18 protein-coding genes and 2 other annotated features are annotated in these 22,173 nt (G+C 35.8%); of the genes, 2 read left to right on the top strand and 16 right to left on the bottom strand.

Annotation, left to right across the window (positions count from 1 at the left end; genetic code table 11):
* Nucleotides 1–42 precede the first annotated feature (42 nt).
* From AC4BC5_RS09000 to opp3b, 5 genes are all read right to left on the bottom strand, one after another.
* Nucleotides 43–1,032, bottom strand: a complete 990-nt coding sequence (locus AC4BC5_RS09000) for an RNA-guided endonuclease TnpB family protein (RefSeq protein ID WP_490495105.1) — start codon at nucleotides 1,030–1,032, stop codon at nucleotides 43–45.
* A 156-nt stretch (nucleotides 1,033–1,188) separates the two neighbouring features.
* Nucleotides 1,189–2,124 carry an ABC transporter ATP-binding protein gene (locus AC4BC5_RS08995; protein ID WP_490495104.1) on the bottom strand — a complete coding sequence of 312 codons (936 nt, stop codon included), beginning with the start codon at nucleotides 2,122–2,124 and terminating at the stop codon, nucleotides 1,189–1,191.
* Nucleotides 2,125–2,136: 12 nt separating this feature from the next.
* On the bottom strand, nucleotides 2,137–3,180 hold the full coding sequence (locus AC4BC5_RS08990) for an ABC transporter ATP-binding protein (protein WP_490497530.1): 1,044 nt from the start codon (nucleotides 3,178–3,180) through the stop codon (nucleotides 2,137–2,139).
* 5 nt (nucleotides 3,181–3,185) lie between these two features.
* On the bottom strand, nucleotides 3,186–4,229 hold the full coding sequence (gene opp3C / locus AC4BC5_RS08985) for an oligopeptide ABC transporter permease (protein ID WP_490495103.1): 1,044 nt from the start codon (nucleotides 4,227–4,229) through the stop codon (nucleotides 3,186–3,188).
* On the bottom strand, nucleotides 4,229–5,170 hold the full coding sequence (gene opp3b, locus AC4BC5_RS08980) for an oligopeptide ABC transporter permease (RefSeq protein ID WP_490495102.1): 942 nt from the start codon (nucleotides 5,168–5,170) through the stop codon (nucleotides 4,229–4,231). The genes opp3C and opp3b overlap by 1 nt, the downstream gene beginning before the upstream one ends.
* Before the next feature lie 100 nt (nucleotides 5,171–5,270).
* On the opposite strand from opp3b, the gene AC4BC5_RS08975 reads away from it, so the two are divergent.
* Complete coding sequence (locus AC4BC5_RS08975) at nucleotides 5,271–5,609, top strand: DUF3899 domain-containing protein (RefSeq protein WP_490495101.1); 339 nt, start codon at nucleotides 5,271–5,273, stop codon at nucleotides 5,607–5,609.
* Between the two features lie 75 nt (nucleotides 5,610–5,684).
* On the opposite strand, the gene AC4BC5_RS08970 is transcribed toward AC4BC5_RS08975, so the two are convergent.
* The 11 genes from AC4BC5_RS08970 to AC4BC5_RS08920 all read right to left on the bottom strand — a co-directional run bounded on the left by AC4BC5_RS08970 (nucleotide 5,685) and on the right by AC4BC5_RS08920 (nucleotide 20,784).
* Nucleotides 5,685–7,346 carry a peptide ABC transporter substrate-binding protein gene (locus AC4BC5_RS08970; RefSeq protein WP_490495100.1) on the bottom strand — a complete coding sequence of 554 codons (1,662 nt, stop codon included), beginning with the start codon at nucleotides 7,344–7,346 and terminating at the stop codon, nucleotides 5,685–5,687.
* Nucleotides 7,347–7,535: 189 nt separating this feature from the next.
* The gene (locus AC4BC5_RS08965) at nucleotides 7,536–9,188 is read right to left on the bottom strand and encodes a peptide ABC transporter substrate-binding protein (protein ID WP_490495099.1); all 1,653 of its coding nucleotides are present in this window, start codon (nucleotides 9,186–9,188) and stop codon (nucleotides 7,536–7,538) included.
* A 33-nt stretch (nucleotides 9,189–9,221) separates the two neighbouring features.
* Complete coding sequence (locus AC4BC5_RS08960; protein ID WP_490495098.1) at nucleotides 9,222–9,929, bottom strand: gamma-glutamyl-gamma-aminobutyrate hydrolase family protein; 708 nt, start codon at nucleotides 9,927–9,929, stop codon at nucleotides 9,222–9,224.
* A gap of 163 nt (nucleotides 9,930–10,092) precedes the next feature.
* The gene (locus AC4BC5_RS08955) at nucleotides 10,093–11,898 is read right to left on the bottom strand and encodes an ABC transporter permease (protein ID WP_490495097.1); all 1,806 of its coding nucleotides are present in this window, start codon (nucleotides 11,896–11,898) and stop codon (nucleotides 10,093–10,095) included.
* The gene (locus AC4BC5_RS08950) at nucleotides 11,888–12,637 is read right to left on the bottom strand and encodes an ABC transporter ATP-binding protein (RefSeq protein ID WP_490495096.1); all 750 of its coding nucleotides are present in this window, start codon (nucleotides 12,635–12,637) and stop codon (nucleotides 11,888–11,890) included. The genes AC4BC5_RS08955 and AC4BC5_RS08950 overlap by 11 nt, the downstream gene beginning before the upstream one ends.
* Nucleotides 12,638–12,762: 125 nt before the next feature.
* The gene (locus AC4BC5_RS08945) at nucleotides 12,763–15,162 is read right to left on the bottom strand and encodes a DNA translocase FtsK (RefSeq protein ID WP_490495095.1); all 2,400 of its coding nucleotides are present in this window, start codon (nucleotides 15,160–15,162) and stop codon (nucleotides 12,763–12,765) included.
* A gap of 81 nt (nucleotides 15,163–15,243) precedes the next feature.
* Nucleotides 15,244–16,050, bottom strand: coding sequence for an amino acid ABC transporter substrate-binding protein (locus AC4BC5_RS08940; RefSeq protein ID WP_490495094.1), 807 nt, complete (start codon nucleotides 16,048–16,050; stop codon nucleotides 15,244–15,246).
* A gap of 12 nt (nucleotides 16,051–16,062) precedes the next feature.
* Complete coding sequence (locus AC4BC5_RS08935) at nucleotides 16,063–16,698, bottom strand: amino acid ABC transporter ATP-binding protein (RefSeq protein WP_490495093.1); 636 nt, start codon at nucleotides 16,696–16,698, stop codon at nucleotides 16,063–16,065.
* Nucleotides 16,699–16,710: 12 nt separating this feature from the next.
* Entirely contained in the window at nucleotides 16,711–17,352 is a 642-nt protein-coding gene (locus tag AC4BC5_RS08930; protein ID WP_490495092.1) for an amino acid ABC transporter permease, read from the bottom strand.
* A 178-nt stretch (nucleotides 17,353–17,530) separates the two neighbouring features.
* Nucleotides 17,531–17,765: a binding site (T-box leader), on the bottom strand.
* 130 nt (nucleotides 17,766–17,895) lie between these two features.
* Nucleotides 17,896–19,116 carry a peptidase T gene (gene pepT / locus AC4BC5_RS08925; protein ID WP_490495091.1) on the bottom strand — a complete coding sequence of 407 codons (1,221 nt, stop codon included), beginning with the start codon at nucleotides 19,114–19,116 and terminating at the stop codon, nucleotides 17,896–17,898.
* Nucleotides 19,117–19,134: 18 nt separating this feature from the next.
* A complete protein-coding gene (locus AC4BC5_RS08920) occupies nucleotides 19,135–20,784 on the bottom strand; it encodes a peptide ABC transporter substrate-binding protein (protein WP_490495090.1) in 1,650 nt (549 codons plus the stop codon).
* Between the two features lie 53 nt (nucleotides 20,785–20,837).
* Nucleotides 20,838–21,071: a binding site (T-box leader), on the bottom strand.
* Between the two features lie 166 nt (nucleotides 21,072–21,237).
* On the opposite strand from AC4BC5_RS08920, the gene AC4BC5_RS08915 reads away from it, so the two are divergent.
* Nucleotides 21,238–22,104, top strand: coding sequence for a helix-turn-helix domain-containing protein (locus AC4BC5_RS08915; RefSeq protein ID WP_490495089.1), 867 nt, complete (start codon nucleotides 21,238–21,240; stop codon nucleotides 22,102–22,104).
* Nucleotides 22,105–22,173: the final 69 nt, after the last annotated feature.

Here is a 22,173-nt window from a genome sequence, read left to right as displayed (position 1 = left end):
ATACCCTAGGCGATCCCTGAAGTCCCTTTCAGTTCTTAATGACTAAGTTAATTGTGCGCGACCTAAACGTTCTATTTCTTTACACTTTTCATTTTTCAATTCTTTAACTTCAATATAACGAACTTCTTTTCCGTACCAGCGACCCTTGTATTGAATTCTTTGAATAAATTGTTGCCAATCAGCTTCTGAAAACTCTCCAGATTCATCTCTAAACTTTGGCTTTGATTCAATAAATAAATAATCAAAATCGCGTACCAAGCTAATCGTTAGTTGATCGATAAAGTTCCTTTTTTGATCCAATTTGATTGTACGTAACTTTAAGACACGTTCCTTTTGTTTTTGATAATTCTTTGCATGAATTAAACGTACTTTGCGTTTCTTCGCAACTTTTGCTCTTAGTTGCAATTTCTTTTGTTCTTTCCCTAATTGCTTAATTAAGTGGGATTGATTGATTTGTGGTAATTCTTTTTTTACAGAAATTTGAATTAAATTATCTGGGCAATATGAAATTCCCACTAAATCATTTGTTTTTGGCAGTTCTTCCACTTCTTCTACACATAAAATAGAGGCATAGAATTCACAATTACGCCTAGCAGAAATCGTCACCGACTTAATTTTGCCACGTACTTCACGATGCAAATGAATCGGTACTAAACTTTTTAGTTTGGGAACTTTTAAATGTTCTCCTTCTAAGTAGACAGTATGTTGCTGATTATTTGTTGTATAAGATTGCCAAGTACTTTTTTTTGTTTTCAGTTTTGGGTAACCAGCCCGACCGCTGAAATAATTGCGAAATGCTCGGTCTAAGTTCCTTTGAGCATTTGCCAAAGCCAGACTGTCTGTTTTCTTTAAAAAAGGATAGTCTTTCTTCAATGATGCAGGCGTCATTGTAGTATTTCTCGCTACACCTGTTTGTCTAGCAATTAATAAATGATTGTATGTAAATCTAACACAACCAAATGTTTCAATAAAAAATTTTTTTTGCTTTTCATCTGGGTAGATGCGAAATTTATAACCTTTTAATACGCTCATTTCTCCACCCCTTACTCCAATCTCCTCTTCAACCATAATTTCCTAAAAATTCTGAATAATCAGTTTATACAGATACGTACCATAATAAGCAATCCTGAACTATTAATCAAGAGAAAAACATTCATTTGTTTTCCTCTTAATTAATTGACTCACTGATTATTTTTGTTTTTGCTTTAATTTTTCTTGGTAGATTACTTTCTCTTCATCTGTTGCATAAACAAAATGACCTTCTGCAATTTCTTGCATCTTACGAGGACGCGTATCAGTTGAATCCTCTACGTATTTGATACGTTGACGCGTACGCTCATAATCTGGATCAGGCAATGGAATAGCTGATAATAAACTTTCTGTATATGGATGTACGCCATTGTAATAGATATCATCACTGCTACCTACTTCTAGTAATTTTCCATGGTGCATTACACCAATTCGATCGCTGATGTGTTTTACCATTGATAAATCATGTGCGATAAACAAATACGTTAAATTGTGTTCTTTTTGTAAATCTTGCAATAAGTTAACAACCTGTGCTTGAATGGATACATCCAACGCAGAGATTGGTTCATCACAGATAATAAATTTAGGGTCTACCGCTAACGCACGTGCAATCCCAATACGTTGACGTTGGCCACCTGAGAACTCATGTGGATAGCGTGTACCGTGGTTTGGATTTAAGCCAACAGTTTTTAACAGTTCATTTACACGATCATTACGCTCTTTTTCAGTTTTAGCTAAACCATTTACGTCAATACCTTCTGCAATAATGTCACGAACTTTCATTCGTGGGTTTAATGACGCATATGGATCTTGAAAGATCATTTGCACGTCACGACGGAAATCTTTCATTTCTTTTTTTGATTTTAAGCTCATTACGTCTTTGCCATCAAAGGTTACTTTACCGCCTGTTGGGTGATTTAAACGAATAACTGTACGTCCAGTTGTTGATTTACCACTACCTGATTCCCCAACTAATCCAAACGTCTCTCCTTCATAGATATGGAAAGTAATGTCATCAACAGCTTTCACTTCGTCTTTACGACCGACGTTAAAGTATTGTTTTAAGCCTTCAACTTCTAGTAAAACTTTTCTCACTGACTTTCCCTCCTATGCTCTACCTTGTTTTTTTTCTTTAAATTTCGCCCAACGAATTTGAATTTCTTCTGGCGGTGTTACTTTTGGTGCTTGTGGTGCTAATAACCAAGTTGCTGCTTTATGAGTTGGTGACACTTCAAAAAATGGTGGTTGTTGTTCCGCATCAATTTTCATAGCAAATTCATTACGTGGGTAAAATGCATCGCCCATAGGTGGTTCCAATAAATCAGGAGGGGTACCTGGAATCGCATATAGACGATCGCCGGTTCCTTCCAATGTCGGCATTGATCCTAATAACCCCCAAGTATAAGGATGTTGCGGATTGTAGAAGATTTCTTCTGCCGTACCAATTTCAATAATTTTTCCAGCGTACATAACAGCTACACGGTCAGCTACATTAGCAACTACGCCTAGGTCATGGGTGATGAAAATAATTGAAGAATTCATTTTTTCTTGGATTTCTTTTAATAGTTCTAAAATTTGGGCTTGAATTGTTACGTCTAATGCAGTGGTTGGTTCATCAGCAATTAGAATATGTGGGTAACAAATTAAAGCAATCGCGATTACGATACGTTGACGTTGTCCACCAGAAAATTGATGTGGATAATTATTCAATCGTTTTTCTGCATTAGGAATACCTACAAGTTTTAACAATTCTAAAGCTTGCGCCAAGCCTTCTTTTTTTGAAATTTTATTGTGTTTTAATAATGATTCTGCCACTTGTTTACCAATTGTCATTGTCGGATCAAGTGATGTCATCGGATCTTGGAAAATCATTGCAATTTCTTTTCCACGAATCTTTTGCATTTCTTTTTCTGATTTTTTCAAAATATCTGAGCCATTAAATAAAATTTCGCCGCTTTCAACAACCGCGTTATTTGCTAATAAACCCATGATACTACGGGTAGTGACGGATTTACCACTACCTGATTCACCTACGATAGCTAAAGTTTCACCTTGATATAAATCAAAATCAACATTACGAATAGCTTGTACTTTACCAGCATAGGTTTCAAATGAAATTTTTAAATCTTTTACTTCTAAAATTTTTTTCATCATACTCACTCTTTCATTTTCGGATCAAAAGCATCTCTTAGTCCATCTGCTAATAAGTTAAAGCCAATCATAATTACTGATAATACAACTGCTGGAATCCACATTTGATATGGTAAGAATCTAAATGTCTTATAACCATCACTCAATAACATCCCCAACGAAGCGGTTGGTGGTTTCAAACCTAAACCAATGAAGCTCAAGAAGGCTTCGAAGAAAATTGCAGAAGGGATACTAAACATCATTTGTACGATAATTACACTAGAAATATTTGGCAAGATATGCTTGAATGCAATTTTACTACGTTTTTCACCTAAAGTTGTTGCTGCCAAAACAAACTCTTGATCTTTTAATTTCATCGTTTGTGCCCGTACAATACGTGCCATTGGAATCCAGTTAGTAATTGCCATTGCGGCAACGATTGAGAAGATACCTGGTTTAAATACAACTAACATTAAAATCATAACAACTAAGTTTGGAATACCTGATAACACTTCTAAGATACGTTGCATCACGTTATCCACGCGACCTCCTAAAAGACCAGAAATCAAACCGTATGTTACACCAAAAATAATATCAAGCATTGCTGCAATAAACGCAATTAACAAGGAGATACGTGTTCCCATGAATAAACGGCTTAATAAGTCACGACCTAAACCATCTGTTCCTAAGAAGAAATATACATCATCTGGAACATTAGCTGCTGCATATTTATCAACTAATTGTCCACCGACCGTTGCTGTACCATTAAATCCATTAATATCGATTCCTGGAATTTTTGGAGGTAAGTTAATATAGTTTACATTTTGTGCGGTTGGATCATGTGGTGAGAAGAAAATTGTCACAATTGAAATGAAAAGAATGACAAGTAATAAGCTACTAGAGAAAACTGCAGCTTTATTTTTCTTCAAACGACGCCAAGAATCTTGCAAGAAACTTAAAGAAGGTGCCGCAATGACTTCACGTTCAATCGCAGTATTTTTTTCTAAGGGCTCAAATTGAGAAGCTGAAATTTGATTAATTTCCGCTTGTGTGCTTTTTGCGTTTTCCATTATCCACGACTCCCTTCTGATACACGAATACGAGGATCAACAATTCCGTATAAGATATCGACAATAAAAATCACGAAAATTAACATTGCTGAATATAAAATTGTTACTGCCATGATGGTTGGGTAATCATTTGTCATGATTGATTTTACGAATTGTTCCCCGATACCAGGAATCGCAAAAATATTTTCAACAACTAATGAACCTGTCATTAAGCCGACTGCTAAAGGTCCCAATAAGGTTAACAATGGAATTAAACTATTACGCAATCCATGACGGAAAGCAATTTCCCAACGACTTAAACCTTTTGCACGTGCTAATTCAACATAATCACTGTGTAAAACCTCAACCATTTCTGTACGGATAAAACGCGCAGAATCGGCTAATGGGGACATCGCAAGTGCGATTGTTGGCAAAATAGTGTAGATAAAACTATCCCATTTCGCAATTGGCAAAATGTGTAATTTGATTGCAAAAATGTATTGTAATAATACCGCAAATACGAAGTTAGGGATTGAACGTCCCAAGATTGCCACTAAGGTTGCACTTGTATCTATCCAAGAATTTTGTTTCATCGCAGAAATTGTTCCTAAAATAGTTCCAAAGAAGGTTCCGAAGATGATAGCTTGAACCCCTAATTGCATAGATGGACCAATTCGACCACCTAACAAGCTAGAAACGGCTTGGTTTTTAAATTGGAATGAGATCCCAAAATTTCCTTTTAATAAGTTTGTTAAGTATTGTCCGTATTGCACAATTACAGGCTTATCTAAACCTAACTGTTTGTTCAAGAGAGCAATTTGCTCTGGCGATAATTTTTCTGCATTTGAATACGGTGTTCCTGGTAGAAATTGCATTAAGAAAAAGGTAATTGTTGCAATTAACCATAGTGTAATCAGCATATAAAATACACGCTTTAATAAGTATTTGATATAACTATTCACGATAGCTCCTCCTAATTTATTTTGACTTCTAGACAATAGTTCTGTAAATTAAAACTATCCCTTGGTTATTATACCAATTTTTAAAAGAAAGGATAATTTTATGTATCTTAAAAAAAGTTCGTGGGTAATTAGTCTTGTTTGCACATTGTTTAGTGTTATTCGCTTAGTTATCCTACAAAATTTTTCATTTAGTGCTCTATCAGATTCACTATTTATATTTACATTGCTGTTTCTCATTATTGGCGGTTTTCTTTGGGTATTTGCTTCCGGATTTTTTGATCTTTTTCAAGCATCCTTCAAAAAACGCAGTCAAAAATCAAAAACAGAGTATTTGAAATTGTCAGAAGTTGGTCGTTCTAGTTTTCGTTTTTGGCTAGAGCCGGCAGGTATTTTATTTCTTTTAACCTTGCTATCTTTATTGATTGCAAGCAGTAAATAACATAGGCTGAAACCCTACTCTTCGTAGTAGTGTTATCAGCCTATTATTATTTGTGTTTCTACTCAATTAAAAAAATTATTCTTCAATAGTTACCCATTTGTAATCATATTGCGCGCCTGCTGCATGAGCAACAACACCTTGAACTTTTTCTGAACGTAAATGTGCTTCTGCTTTTTGATAAACTGGAATAACACCTTGATCGGCCATCAGTGTTTGTTCAGCTTTTACTAAATCTTCCCAACGTTTTGCAGAATCATTTGCATGTTCGTTGTTTGACGCATCAACAATTTTATCATATTCAGGGTTGCTGTAACCACCACGGTTGTAAGAGTTGCCTGTTACAAACAAGTTTGTATAACTACTTGCATCTGCATAGTCTGCTCCCCAGCCGCTACTTACTAAGTCAAATTCCCCAGCATTTGAACGATCTAAACGTACTGAGAATGGTACTGGACTTAAGTTTACTTTGAAACCACCTAAGTTTTTCTCAAGTGTATCTTTTAGATATTCAATTAATTTTTTCGTAGAATCTGTATCAGAAGCCAATAAGTCAGCTTCAAGTGTGTCGATACCTAGTTCTTTTTTCGCTTTTTCCCAATGTTCTTTTGCTTTTTCTGGATTGTATTCTAAAACAGTTCCAGCTTCTTCAGTAAATTCTTTGTCATCTACTGGGCTAAATGTCATTTTTTCTGGTACTAAACCAACTGCTGCAAGTGAACCATCACCTAAAATTGAGTTAACTAATGAATCACGATCAATTGCGTAAGAGATTGCTTTACGTAAATCAGCATTGCGGTATGGAGAGTTTTCTTCTCTTTGGTTCAATTCTAAATAGTACGTAGAAGCTTCTGGTTGTACGATATACGCTGGATCATTTTGCATTTGTTGTGCTAATTCACCAGTTAAGATAACGTCATCTGCTTGTCCATCTTGGAATAAGTTTAGTGATGTATTTGACTCTTTAACAACACTTACGTTGATTTTATCTAATTTTACAGTATCTTTATCCCAATAATTTTCATTTTTCACATAGTTCCATTCAGTATCTGTTCCTGGTCCATCAAAACCATCTAAAGTGAATGGGCCGTTATAAATAGCATTAGCACTTGTCGCAGCATATTTGTCACCAAATTCTTCAACTGTTGCTTGATGCAATGGGAAGAATGATGGGAATGCTAGTAAGTAATCAAAATATGGTGTTGCTTTTGCTAAAGTAATTTCTAACTCATAATCGCCTACCGCTTTAATTCCTAATTCTTCAGGTTTTTTAGAGCCTTCTGCTACTTCTTTTCCGTTTGCAACGGCTTCAAACATAGAGGCATATTCAGAAGCTGTCTCAGGAGCTACTGTACGTTGCCAACCATAAACATAGTCTGCAGCTGTAACAGAATCACCATTTGACCATTTAGCATCTTCACGTAATTTAACTTTATAAGTTAAACCATCTTCGCTCACTTCAGCTTTTTCTGCTGCACCAGCTGGTTGAGGAATGCTGTCTTTATCTAAACGATAAATCCCTTCAAACACATTGTTTAATGCTGAGAAACTAATTGTATCTGTCGCAACAGATAAGTCAGCTGTCGGCATTTCTTGTTGGACAATCACATTAAATTCTTGCGCTGCTCCTGAAGTACCTTCTGCTGCGCCACTATCATCCGTTTTATTTCCGCCTGTTGTACAACCTGCAAGAACTAACCCACAAATAGCCAGAAAACCATAAGCATATCTCTTCTTCATTATTAAAACTCCTTAAGTATCCGTGAATTTTCAGAATAATTCATTTTTTTCTGAAGTTAAGTTTGATTTTAATCAGTAATTATTAAAAATGCAAGATATTTTTCGTAATTCTCTCAATATTTTCTTAAAAAAAACGTCAAAACCTCATTTTCGAGAGGTTTTGACGTTTAAATTTATTTTTCACTAATTTTATTCAGTGACATAAGCTGTTCTAAATGACACCGTTCGTCCAAATGGAAAAACTTGGAGTCCTTCTAATCGATCTGTTTTTAAATAAGCAACTGCACCTTGGTATAACGGTAAGACTGCAGTATCTTCACCAATTAGTAATTTTTCCATTTTCTTCAATTCTTGCCAGCGATCATCCGGACTATTTGCCAAAGTTGTCCGAGCGGATTGGAGTCCCTCGTCATAAGTTGCATTAGAATACCCAGAAGTGTTCAAACCACTTTTAGAGTCATAGAAATTTAAAAAATCAATGGGGTCTGCGTAGTCTGGTGTCCAGGTTCCAAAAACTAAATCAAATTCACTTTGCGTTTGTAAATCTAAACGGTTTTGTAATGGGACTGATTTCAATTCAATTTTTAATCCAGGGAGATTTTCTTCCAACTGACCTTGAATAAACTCAATGGTTTTTTTAGCTAGCGCCGTATCAGCTGATAATAGCTCTAAGGTAATTTCATCTTTACCTAATTCTTCTTTGGCTTGTTGCCAATTTTTTTGCGCTTCTTCAACATTAAAAGGTAAAATATCTCCATTTTCTTCACGGAAATCTTCTCCGCTACTTGGGTTCTTGGCGAAGTTTTTCGCAACAAAGCCATTCAAGGCGGTCGAACCGTCAGCTAAGATATTTTTTGTGAAATTCTCTTTATCAATCGCCTGTAAAATAGCTTTACGAACATGCACATTACCAGTTACTTCACGTTTGTGATTTGGACTAATATAACCAACTGTAGCTTTTGGTTCGAAATTAGCTTGTGGTGAGTCTTGGTATTGTTGTGCATAAGTGTCAGCTAACAACGTATAATCCAATTGGCCATCGTCAAATAAATTAGTGCCAGTAGCGATTTCTTTGACGACTTGAACATCAATTGTTTCCAATTTTACATTATCTTTATCCCAATATTCAGGATTTTTTTCTAATGTCCATGACTCATTGTTGCCGTCCCATCCTTTAATTACAAAAGGACCATTGCCAATAAAGTTCTCTGCGTTTGTTCCATAAGACTTGCCTTTTTCTTCTGCAAAAGCTTTTTGTTTAGGCATAAATGGTGTTCCAGTCAAGATTTGTGGTAAGAATGGTAAAGGATCTTCCAACTGTAACTCCAATGTCTTGTCGTCCACAGCTTTGACACCTAACTCAGTAACCTCTTTTTCGCCTTCACGAATGCTCCGACCATTTTTAAAAATATCCATGCGATTACTACTACTAGATGCTGTTTCTGGGTCAACAACTGACTGAAACGCATAGACGAAATCTTCTGCTTTTACTGGTGTACCATTGCTATATTTACTATCGCGTAATGTAAAAGTATACGTTAATCCATCTTCACTGACAGTTGGTTCAGAACTGGCTAAAGCTAGTTCTGGATCATTATTTTCATCTAGACGATACAATCCTTCTGTTAGCTGTCCAATCATATCAGAACTATTCACATCCGTGTATTGAGCACTATCCAATGTAGACAATTCTCCAGAAAGTGAAACAGAGATTTCTTGTTTAACATTCTCAATTGTTGAACTATCATTTTCTCCTGCATTACTACCTGTTGTGTTACCCCCACCAAAACAACCTGTTAATAACAGGGTTGATGCAACTAACAAAAATCCTAGTTTTTTCATTGCATACTCTCCTTATCTTCTGAATACCTGTTTTTATAATGCATTGACGACATAATCAAAAACTTCCATTTCTTTCGGTTGGGTAGTAAATGCAAAATCTGGATGCCATTGTACCCCCAATAAGCGACGTGGTTTATTTTCAATAGCTTCAACTAAACCATCTGAGCAAAATGCTGCTTCTTGAAATTCACCCGCCACGCGATTCACGCCCTGATTATGAAAAGAATTTACTTCTGCTTGTTTCCCATAAATTGAACGTAAAATACTCGTTTTTCGTGTTAATAATTTGTGAGCTGGTTGTTCTTTCGGAATGGGATTTTGCATATGTGCAATTTCGGTGTAAGAATGTAGTTCTTGCTTTAAATCACCACCAAAGAAAACGTTCATTAATTGCATACCACGACAGACCGCAAAAACCGGTTTTCCTTGTTTCAGTGCTTCGTCCATTAAAGCTAATTCAAATTGATCTCGTTTTTCTAAATAGCTTCCTTGAACGGTCTGTGTTTGTTTGTAATAACGTGGTGAAACATCTTGCCCACCAGCTAAAATCAGCTTGTCAATTCGTGAAACATATTCTTTTGCCATGTCTACAGAATCAATTGGCATCACCATTGGTAGCCCACCTGCTTGTTGTACCGCTTTGACATACCCACTTGGTGTATATGTAATTGATAAATGATGTAAATTTTCGCCTGCATCTAGTGACTCGTTTGCAGCAATCCCTACAACCACACGTCCCATTTGTCATCCTCCTCTTTTAATAGTGATATTGCCTAAAAGCATAGCTCGTTCCTTAAAATAAGTCAACGCAAACGGTGATAACTTTTCTCTATTTGAATAGGCTTTCATTTCCGCTGAAAATAGAAAAAAAGAGTATGAATAACACTATTCATACTCTTTTTGATTAAGCAGTCACGCCTTTATAGACTTTTCTAAAGTAAAAAATACGCGCCACTAGGTAATAGATGAATTGAATCAATAAAAAGACACCTAGAACTTGCCAACCTGCAAGTTGCATTCCTAACTTAAATATATGATACATTGCAGTTAAAGCCACTGCACCATGAACAAAAGAAACGATAATGGGGGTAAAGAATAAAATCCCCACTTGTTGATAAATCATTTTCTTTAATTCTTTTTTTGATAATCCCAACTTATAAATCATTTTGAATTTTTCAATATCACTATCCATGTCGCTATATAAACGGAAGTACAAGAAGCTTCCTGCAGAAACAAAGAAGACAATCCCGATAAAGATACCGACAAATAGCACTGGTGCATAGGATTTAATGATAGTGTCTTTCATATATTCAACAGACTGTACATTGTATAAACCTTGCTCATCTAAATCTTTTCCAACACGAATTTGGGCTTCTTTCGCACCTTTTGTTACCCAATACGTTTCTTGTGTTTCTGTTTGTGTTCCTGTCTGTGTATCTGGTACAACAAAAGTTGGAAGATAAATTGAAAGTGCATCGGTTACCACTAAATCATTTACCTTATAATTCTTATCATTAATTGTGACTGTGGCTTGCGATTGTGTTACATCAAATGGCGCCGAAGATTTTAGTTGAATCGCCTCATTTTTTACCTGTAGCGTCTTTTCGCCAACTAATTTTGCTACTTTATTATATTCCGTTTCTGTAATAAATTGATAATCATCTTCAGTGTAATAAACAAAGGTTGCTTTATCAGCAGTTAATTTTTCTTTGGCTAAACTTGCATCGACTTGTTGAACCGTATTTTCTTCATCGACAATTGTAGAATAACTATATGGAGCTGAACCGACTGCACCTAAGAAAATTGCTTGCACCCCATAGAGAGTTCCGATTGCCGCAAATGCCACTGTAGAAATAACTGATACTAAAAAGAAGCTGCGTGCATTGTCTTTCATCCGAAAAGCTAAATCAGAAAAAACAACCATATTGGTTTTTTTCCAAAAAACAGATTCTCGTTTTTTAATTTTTTCAATTGTAAAAACACTAAATTGATTAAATAAGAAATTGGTACCTAAAATAACAATAAAAACAACTGGTAAAAAGGCGACTATAACACCTGTTCCTGGAGTTAACAATGCCACTGCATAGCCGATACCAATCAACAGAATTGCTAAAATACTTTTAATTGGTGAAACCTTAAAACTGCCTTTACCTAATTCTCCGGCTTTTAATAATTCTTGAACATTTAATTTAGGTAATCTAAATTGAATGAAGAAAGAGATGAGGAAAAACAAGATTAAAAATGAAATCATTGTTAAACCTAATGCTTTCAAAGGAAAATAAAAATCAAAGTCAATTCCTAACGTTACACGAGAGACCCATAAAATAATTTGTGAGAAACCAATTCCAACTAAACTCCCTGCGACTGTTGCAAAAAAACCAATGACTAAGTTCTCAATAAAAACCATTTTCCGTAGTTGTTTGGGACTCATTCCTTGAATCATCAACAAACCAAATTCCTTTTTGCGTGACTGTAAAAAGACGCCCATTGAATACATGACAAAGAAAAATGCAAAGCCATAAATAATAATCGCTGATCCTAACATTCCTGTTTGAACTTTGCTACTTAAATTTCCAGATAAGGATGGATGAAACGCCATCACACTAAAGGTAAAAAAGACCATGACTGAAAATAATGTACTTAGAAAATACGCTAAATATAAATGTTTATTACGAAGCGTATTTCGTACAACAAATTGTCTAAAATTCATTATCGACACCCTCAATTCTTGCTAAATCCACTAGAATTTCATCATAAAATTCTTTTTGCGTACCTTGACGACGAACGTCATGAACTAATTCACCATCTTTAATAAATACAATTCGTTGGCAATAGCTTGCTGCTAATGGATCATGTGTAACTAATAAAATTGTCGCTTGTTCTTCTTCATTCAATTGACGTAGCAAACTCATAACATCTTTGGATGACTTTGTGTCCAAGTTTCCAGTTGGTTCATCTGCTAACAATAATTCTGGTTGATGAACCATCGCACGAGCAACTGCGACACGTTGCGCTTGTCCTCCTGAAATCTCTGCAATACGTTTGTTTAATAGGCCTTCTATTCCTAAACGTGGCGCAATATCACGAACTTTTTTCTTCATAACTGCGACTTTTTCACCATCTAAAGTTAAAGGCAAAACAATATTTTCTTCGACTGTCAGTGTTGGCAATAAATTAAAGGCTTGAAAGACAAAACCTAATTGAGTCCGACGAAACTTGGCAATTTTTTCTTGATCCAAATCATTAGGATTTTTACTATTTAATAAAATTTTCCCACTTGTTGGTTGATCGATAGTAGCAATTAAATTTAAAAATGTAGATTTTCCGCTACCAGAAGGACCCATAATTCCAACAAATTCACCATCATTTACTGTCAAATTAATTCCCTTTAATGCTTCATATTGCATATTTTGGCCATATACTTTTCGTAAGTTTTCTACTTGTAACATCGTTAGACGCCCCTTTTTTTTCTTAGTAATCTTAGTGTAGTCAAAAAACGACTTACAGAACATTGATTGAAATAACAGTCAACGAACAATTTTGTCATATAAAAAAACAGATGATCACAATGCAATCATCTGTCTTCTTCAATTTCTTCATAATAATCAGTTGCTTCAGTGAGTAAAACTTTTCGTGGCTTACTACCTTCTGAAGGTCCCACCACACCATTATCTTCAAGTTCATCAACCAATCGTGCTGCACGATTATAACCGATTCGGAAACGGCGTTGAAGTAAGGAAACACTCGCTGTTTGCATTTCAATCACAAGATCTTTCGCTTGGTCATATAATTCATCTTGCGACTCACTGCCATTGCCAGTAGCAACTTCTTCTTCAGTAACCATCATTTTTTCTTCGTAGTTTGCGCCTTGTTGCTCTGTAACAAATTCTACGACTGATTCAACATCATGATCTGAAATAAAGGCGCCTTGGACTCGAATAGGTTTATTTTCACCCATTGGTAGAAACAGCATGTCCCCACGACCTAATAATTTTTCAGCACCATTGCTATCAATAATTGTTCGCGAATCTGTTCCACTCGATACTGCAAAGGCCATTCGTGAAGGCACATTGGCTTTGATAATACCAGTGATTACATCAACACTTGGACGTTGTGTTGCTAAAATCATATGAATTCCTGCGGCACGTGCCATCTGTGCCAAACGAATAATTGCATCTTCCACTTCATTACTAGCAACCATCATTAAGTCGGCTAATTCATCAACAATTACCACAATAAATGGCAAAATCGGATGCTTTTCACCTGTTTCGCGATTTTTCTCAGCAATCATTTCATTATAACCAGTAATATTTCGGACACCTGTTGCCGCAAATTTCTCGTAACGCTCTTCCATCTCTTTGACGACTTTTTGAAGTGCTTGTGCCGCTTTTCGAGGATTGGTTACTACAGGCGTCAATAAATGGGGGATGCCATTGTAAACATTTAATTCAACCATTTTTGGATCGACCATCATCATTTTAACTTCATGTGGTTTAGCCTGCATTAAAATACTTGTGATAATGCCGTTAATGGCAACAGACTTCCCACTACCTGTCGAACCTGCCACTAATAAATGGGGCATTTTCGTTAAATCAGCTGTTTGAACTTTTCCTGAAATATCTCGACCTAATGGTACTTCTAATAAATTTTCTGGATGGGCAGGCGTGGCTTCAATCACTTCTCTAAAAGAAACCATGCTGACTGCATCGTTGGGTACTTCAATTCCAATTAAAGATTTCCCTGGAATAGGTGCTTCCATTCGAATGTCTTTTGCAGCTAGAGCTAACGCAATATCATCCGTCAAACCTACAACCTTACTTACTTTGACTCCAACTGCTGGCTGAATCTCAAACTTGGTAACGGCAGGGCCTAAACTGGCTTTCACCACTTTTGCATCCACGCCAAAACTTTCAAATGTTTGCTCTAAAACAGTGATATTTTTTTCAATTTTTTTGTACTCGCTGCTCTGGTCGGTTGGTGGCACTGCATTTAATAAAGCGGCAGGCGGCAGTTCATAATCTTCATCTTCTACTTCCTGTAAAATATCAAAGTCCAATGGTTCACTATCATCGACATCTTCTTTTTTCTTTTTAGGTTCTGGACGTGAAGGTTGAGCCGATTGTGTTGGCTGCTGTTGGAAACTATCTATTGGTACAAAACTTAACTGTTCAGGTTCAATCTTCAATTCACTTGGTGTATCAGTCGGCATTTTTTCTTCTGCAGGGGTTGGACGTACTTGATTTTTTTCTTGCTCTTTTAATTCTGCTAAAATCGCTTCACGTTCAGCTGCTTTTTTCTCGTCCCTTGCTACTTTTCGTGCTTGTTTTTTTGCTTCACGTTGCGCTTTTTTTTCAGGATTCCCTTCTAGTAAAGGCTCAATCATCGCTTTGATTTCTTGAAGTTTTTCAAGTAATTGTTGCGTGGTCATTTGACTAATAAAAAAGATCCCCGTTAATACTAGTAAAAGGGCAATCAAATAACTGCCTACTTGCGATACTAAAAAGTAGCTCACTTGATACAACGTCGCACCAATCATCCCACCACCAACATTTTCAGTCACCTGACCGGCTTGAATGTCTTGAACAAGCAAGGCCCATGTGGTGCGAATAATATTGGTCTCACCGTCTTGTAATCGGCTAAACAATTGAGCGTGAAAGAACAATAACACACCGCTATATGCAAAAAGACTACCAATTATTCGTTTAACACTAGTAATTTGAGCATTGGTATTTTTAAAGATTAGCCAAATACTATAAGCTGCTAAAGCTAAACACAGGACTTGATACGTATTTCCTCCAATCATCCGAAAACCATTGGCAATTAAGGTACCTAAAAACCCTAAACGCATTAACCCGAATAATGAGAATAAAAAAAACAAGAAGCCTAAACCAATTAATGATAATTTTTCTTGTTGTTGTAATTGTTTTTTTGTTTTGCGCTTCGTTGTATTTGAACGGCGTTTTTTCTGTGCCATATTATATTATCCCTCTTTTCATCTCCCATTATTATACAAAAAAAAGAAGAGGAACACAAAAGTCCCCCACTCTCTTCAAGCTTAATTTATTGTAACATCTTTTCCAAACCATTTCTCGCTGATTTTCTTGAATTCACCGTTGTCACGTAGCTCGCTTAGTCCATCATTGATTTTTTCAGCCAACTTTTCATCATCTTTACGAACACCGACTGCAAAACCTTCTTGAGCAAAAGTACTGTTAATTAAATTAAATTGGTCTAATTTTTTCATTTTTGTTAAGTAATACTCTGCATAAACACTATCAATTAAGACGCCATCAATACGTCCTGTTTCTAAATCGATAAACGCTTCATTGAAACTCGCATAAAGAGTAGCATCGTTGTCTTTTACAATATCTTGTAGCACTTCTGATTGTTCAGTAAAAATTTTATAACCAGATGAACCTTCTTGGGCGCCTAATACTTTGTCTTTCATTTTATCTAATGAATCAATTCCAGAATCTTTTTTCGTTACTAACACTTGGTAACTTTGCATATAAGTATCAGAGAATAACACTTTCTTCTGACGCTCGTCATTGACCGTATAGCCGTTCCAAATCATATCGATGGTTCCGTTATCCAACTCAGTTTCTTTCATCGCCCAATCAATTGGTTGGAATTTTACCTTAGTATCCGTCAAGTCAAAAACTGCGGTTGCTAGATCCACATCAAATCCTGTTAGCTCGCCATTATCGTCACGGAATCCCATGGGTACAAATGTATCGTCAAGACCAACAACGACTTCTTTTTTATCTGCGCCACTACCAACATCTTCTTTTTTGTCGCCTGTGCCACATGCACCTAATAATAAAATACTTGCTGCCATCAATAAACCAGTTAATTTTTTCATTTTTTCTTCCTCCTATTTTACAGGTGATACTTCTAAAAGATTATCCGCAATATTTTTTGCAAAATCCAAATCATGGGTAACAACGATTTGGGTAACTCCTTGTTTTTTCAAATCTAAAATTAAATTTTCAACTTGTTGACGTAGCGCAGGGTCTAATGCACTTGTTGGTTCATCATAAGCTAACACCCTTGGATTCATCGCCATTGCTCGAGCAATCGCCACCCGCTGCTTTTGTCCGCCAGATAATTGATAAGGATATTGTTCAAGCAATGTAGCTAGTCCTAATTGTTGCGCCAATTGTTGGGCTTTTTGAGTATAGACTGCTTTGTCTTCTTTCAACACTAATTTAGGTGCTAAGGTAATATTCTCAAACACACTGAGATGCGGAAATAATTGAAAATCTTGGAAAACCACTCCAACGACTTGTTCTTGTTCATTTAAATTCATAGGATTGAATTTTTTACCATCTAGTAAAAAATCGCCACTATCAATACTTTCTAGACCCGCAAGTGTCCGTAACAACGTAGTTTTCCCGCCACCTGAAGGGCCAACAATGGCTAAAATGCTGCCTTCTGAAATAGACAAGTTTAAACCATCGATGATTATTCTGGAGCCAAATGATTTTTTGATATTTTTTAGTTCTAACATCTTCTTCCCCTCCTAGCGATAATAATCTAAACGTTTTTCAATTTGTTTCAAGACAACTGTAAAGAATCCTGTTAGTACCAAGTAAATAATTCCGACACCAATTAAAGGTAACAGCGTCGCTTCACGTTCCATCGCGATTTTGCCAATTCGCATCACATCAGATAGACCTAAGATATAAATCAATGACGTATCTTTGACCAAACTAATGACTTCATTTCCAACTGAAGGTAAAGTGATTTTACCAACTTGTGGAATAATAATTTTCGAAATGGTTTGCCACGGAGTTAAGCGTAAAACTTGCGCTGCTTCATATTGTCCTTTAGGAATTGACTGAATCCCACCACGAAAGATTTCCGCAAAATAGGCTGCATAATTTAAAATAAATGCAAAGACAGCTGCTTCAAAACGATCTAAAACGATTCCTACTGTTGCAAGTCCATAAAAAGCAAAAATTAATTGTAGTAATAAAGGTGTTCCACGCATCAGCCAGACATAGGTCTGTACGATGGCCTTAAAAATTTTAGATTTACTAGATAAAATAAATGCTAATAAAATCCCTAATGGAATGGAACCAATGAGTGTAAAAAGAAATAATTGGATGGTTACACCCGTCCCTTTAAATAATTGCGGAAAAACTGAAATAAGAATATCCATTTTGCTACCTCCTTGTATTATTACGCTTTATCAGCTAAAGCAAAAAACCACGCAAGCTGCCCTTGGTTTACCCAAGAGGACGCAGATTACGTGGTTCCACCTCATTTCATCTTTTCTTCACAGAAAAAGACCTTAAATGGTTGTTGATAAAATAAAAAAAGTCCTCTAGTCGCAATGACTAAAGGACGTAAATTACGTGGTTCCACCTTTTTTTCATCTATTCCTCGCAGAATAAATCTCATGAAGTTATCTATCAATAACCATCGCTGTAACGGGCTTCCCGGGTTTTCCTACTCATTTTCAAAAAACCGACTCCAAGATGTGTTTCACAATGAAGTTATTATCTCTTTTCACCAACCAGAGACTCTCTTCTTAATAAGCTACAATGTTACTCTTCTTTTCGATGTCTTTTCTTAAGTTGTTTCTTACTTTACATTCTTCTATGAAAGTTGTCAATCATTTTACACAAAAAAAATTCAGAAAATTCTATTTACTTTAAAAAAATCCTTATTCCTGTATTTTTTTAGGAATAAGGATACTATTTTACTGTTTTGATGCTAAGTTGACAATTTCTACTAAGGTTTGGCTAGCCTTTTCCATCGCTTCTAATGTAATAAACTCATATTGTCCGTGGAAATTCTCACCACCTGTAAAAATATTGGGGGTTGGTAGGCCCATCATTGAAATTTTCGAGCCATCTGTGCCACCACGAAATGGTTGTACATTTGGCGTGATTCCAATATTTTGCATTGCTGTTTTCGCCAATTCGATGGATAGCGGATGTTTATCAATTACTTGACGCATATTATAGTATTGATCTTCTAATTGATAGGTAATTCGTTGGGCGTCAAATCGTTGGTTAATTGCTGCAATAATATCCACTATCGTTTGCTTACGTTGCGCAAATCTCACTTCATCATGGTCACGAATAATATAATTTAATGATGCATGATCGATTGTTCCAGAAAATTTAGTTAATAGATAAAAACCTTCATATTCACGTGTTTTTTCAGGCACTTCGTCACTTGGCAATTGATTGTCGATTTCTTTGCCAAGCTGAATTGCATTTACCATTTGTTGGTATGCTGTTCCTGGATGCACGCTAGTTCCTTCAATTTCAATCGTTAACTTTGCAGCATTAAACGTTTCGTATTCAAAATTTCCGACACGACCGCTATCTACGGTGTAGGCATAACGGACCGGAAACTTCTCAACTGGAAAACGATCAGCACCGCGACCAATTTCTTCGTCTGGACCAAATGCCACCCAAACGTCCCCTCGTTCTAACTCTGGTTGAGCGATTAATTGACGCAACATCTCTAAAATTTCAGCAACGCCTGCTTTATCATCCGCCCCTAAAAGAGTTAGACCATTTGTGGTAATTAAGGTTTCTCCCACATAATCCTTCAGGTTAGGAAAATCTGAAACTCTCATCACAATATCATGTTCAGCATTTAAACGAACATTTTTGCCATCATAATTTTCAATTACTTGGGGCTGATTATTTTCTGCATTAAAATCTGCTGTATCGACATGGGCAATAAAACCTACAGCCATTTTATCTGGATTGCCTGCTAATTTTCCTAACACAAAACTATTTGCTTCGTCATATTCGACATTTTCTAATCCCAAATCACGTAAACGTTGTTCCAAAATTTTAGCTAATTCAATTTGACCTGGTGTGGTTGGTATTGTTGTTGACTTTTCATCTGAACGTGTATTAATACGCACAAATTCTAAAAAATCTTTTAATAATTGACTCACGTCTCTCATCCCTTTTTTTTATTCTTCTACATAAGCTTCACGTAAGTAGAAATAATCTCCATATGAATGGTACACAATATCTTTTACTTTTGGATTCACTAAATAGTTCGCCGCACTTTGATAAATTGGTACTTGCGCTGCATCATCCTCTAAAAGAATCTTTTCTGCCGCTTTGTAGTCTTCAAATGTTTTATTTTCATCGTTCGCATCTACAATAGCTTTTTCAACTAATCCACTATATTCACTATTGTCATATTCTCCATAGTTGTATGAAGAACCTGTACGATACAAATTAAAATAAGAATTCATATCGTTACTTCCAGCCGTCCAGCCAGAAATGGATAGTTGATATTTCTTATCAGCACGCGCTTGGTTTACATTGTTGGCTGGTTGTGGTGTAATTTCAATTTTTAGACCTGGCAAGTTCGTTTCTAATTGATTTTGAACATATTCTGAGATCTTTTTACCATTATCAGAATCATCTACCAGTAGAGTTAATTCAATTGAATCACCCAGTTCATCGGTTGCTTGCTTCCATTCTTTCTTAGCTGCTTCTAAATCAAAAACATTGTACTCCCCACTATACTCACGGAAATCTTCTCCTGTTTCCGCATTAGCGTATAATTTTGCTGGAATTAATCCATTTAAGGTTTGAGAACCATCACTTAGTACATTATCAACAAGACTATTTTTATCAATAGCTAAGGCAATTGCTTTACGGAAATGGACGTTTCCTAATGCATCCGTTGCTTTTTTATTAAAATCTAAGAAACGGTTAGTTACTTCTAATTGTGAAACTAAGGCTTCATCATCTTTAAATTGTTGCACATATTGACCAGTAATTTTTGTAAAATCCAATTCACCCGATTGGAACAAATTAATTCCAGTATTGTCCTCTTTAATTGTTGAGCCTTCGACAGTCGCTAATTTTACTTTATCTGCATCATAATATTCCGTATTTGGTTTTAGTGTCCATGTATCAGAAGCTGGTGTCCAATCTTCTAAGACAAAAGGCCCAGAATAAATCAAATTCTCATTAGACGTTGCATAATCCGCTCCTTTTTCAGTTACGTACGCTTCATTTTGTGGCGCTAACCAACCAATAGAAACTACGGATAAGAATGAAGGCTGTGGGTTAATTAACGTTACTTCAAAGGTTTTTTCATCTAAAGATTTTAAACCAATGGTATTTACATCTGCTTTTCCTTCGCGAATATCCAAGCTGTTAACCACATTATCTAACCAATAAGCGTTGGGGCCCATTGTTTCTGGATTGACTAACCGTTTCCATGAAAATAAGAAATCATCCGCAGTAATTGGAGTGCCATCACTCCATTTAATTCCATCACGTAAATGGAAGGTGTATATTTTGCCATCTTCACTAATATCAACGGATTCAGCTAAACCGGGTACCGTTTGACTCTCATCATCTAAACGATACAAGCCTTCAAATAGATGTTGCACGACAGTGAATGTTACTTTATCTGTTGTTTGTGTCGTATCCAAAGTGGATAATTGCGCTGGTAAACTTACCGCAATTGTTTGTTCTACACCACTGGTTCCATTGGAATCCCCTGTCTTCTCTGTCGCTTGTTTGCCTGTACTACATCCTGCTAAAACAATTGCAATTGCGCCTAAAGCAATTGTTGACTTTAACCATTTTTTCATTTATTTCTCCTCCTTTAAAATAAAAAAAGCCCTTTTACTAGTCTAAGAACCAGTAAAAGGACGAATTAATCGTGGTACCACCTTTATTTAGAAGCTTGCACTTCTCTTACTCCAACATCATATTATGAGATTGGTGCTCATGGATAACGGATGAACATGTCCGAAACTGCTTACCTATCAACAATTTTTCTCGGAGATCATTTTTCAACTTATTAAATTAGTTCTTTACACCAAACAGAACCTCTCTTAAAATTTGCAAAGCATACTTTTCTCTTTATTGAATTTCATTATTAAATTTTAGTAAAGTTTAGCTTAACTCTCTCTCATTGTCAATGCTCTCTTTTGTGAAAAAAAACATGAGAATGATTGGCGTACTATCAAAGTTGCTATACAATACTAGTAAGCATACACAGACGATGTGTAAGATTTTTTATAGATAAGGTGGTTTTTTTCGTGACATTACAAGAGTTACAACAAATTTATCCTAGTGCACAATTGCATACTTTCCCAACTGATGATGAGCAGTTTTTATCGCTTTATTTAGAGGGACAATTTTTATGGATTCCTCAACAGAATTTAACCGCTACTGAAAAAAAAGTATTGAAGCTATTAACAAATGCGAATGATTCTGCCCTTCCTATCCATCACCCTTGGTACCCAACACTTTTTCAAAGTGAAAGTGCGCCTTTAAAAACTGGCTATTTCCGAATTATTCAAGTTGAGTTTAATAACCCTAAACAAGTCGATACCCATTCTTGGGATGAAGAAATCAAACGCATTTTTCCTAATATAGTAGACCACTTTTTTATCAATGGAACCAAAAGTTTTCTAGTTGAAATTTATAGCGAAGATGCCTTACCAACAGAAGAATTAGAAGGGATATTTTTAGCCTTAGACGGTGACTTTAACACGTATACACGTGTTTTTGTCGGTGCCTTTTATCCTGTAACAAGTGATTTTACAACCTTACTTCAAGAAGAACAGCAATTGTTTTTGTCGATGACTAAACAAAATATGCAAATAAAATGTTATGACCTTAAAAATACGGCAATCCATTATTTTGCTAGTCATTTAGTTCAAGAAAGTATAATGATGCGACAATTAGCTAAACTTTGGTTTGAAGATGATTTACATGATGTTATTTGGGCCTTATGGAAAAACCAAGGCAATGTTAGTTCTGCAGCAAAAGATTTATTTATGCATCGGAACACCCTTCAATACAAAATTGATAAGTTTCAAAAACAAACGTTAACTAACCTCAAAGAAATGGATTCTCTCTTTTTATGCTATCTTCTACTCACTACTTTTACTAAAAATTAAACGCTTTTACAATGTGCACAAAAAATCGAAAGTTTTTTTGTGCACGTTTACATTGTCATGATAAACCGT

Source organism: Enterococcus sp. AMC2644 (genome assembly GCF_058216475.1).
The sequence above is the reverse complement of the archived record's forward strand: the minus strand, read 5'-3'. Positions and strand labels throughout refer to the sequence as shown.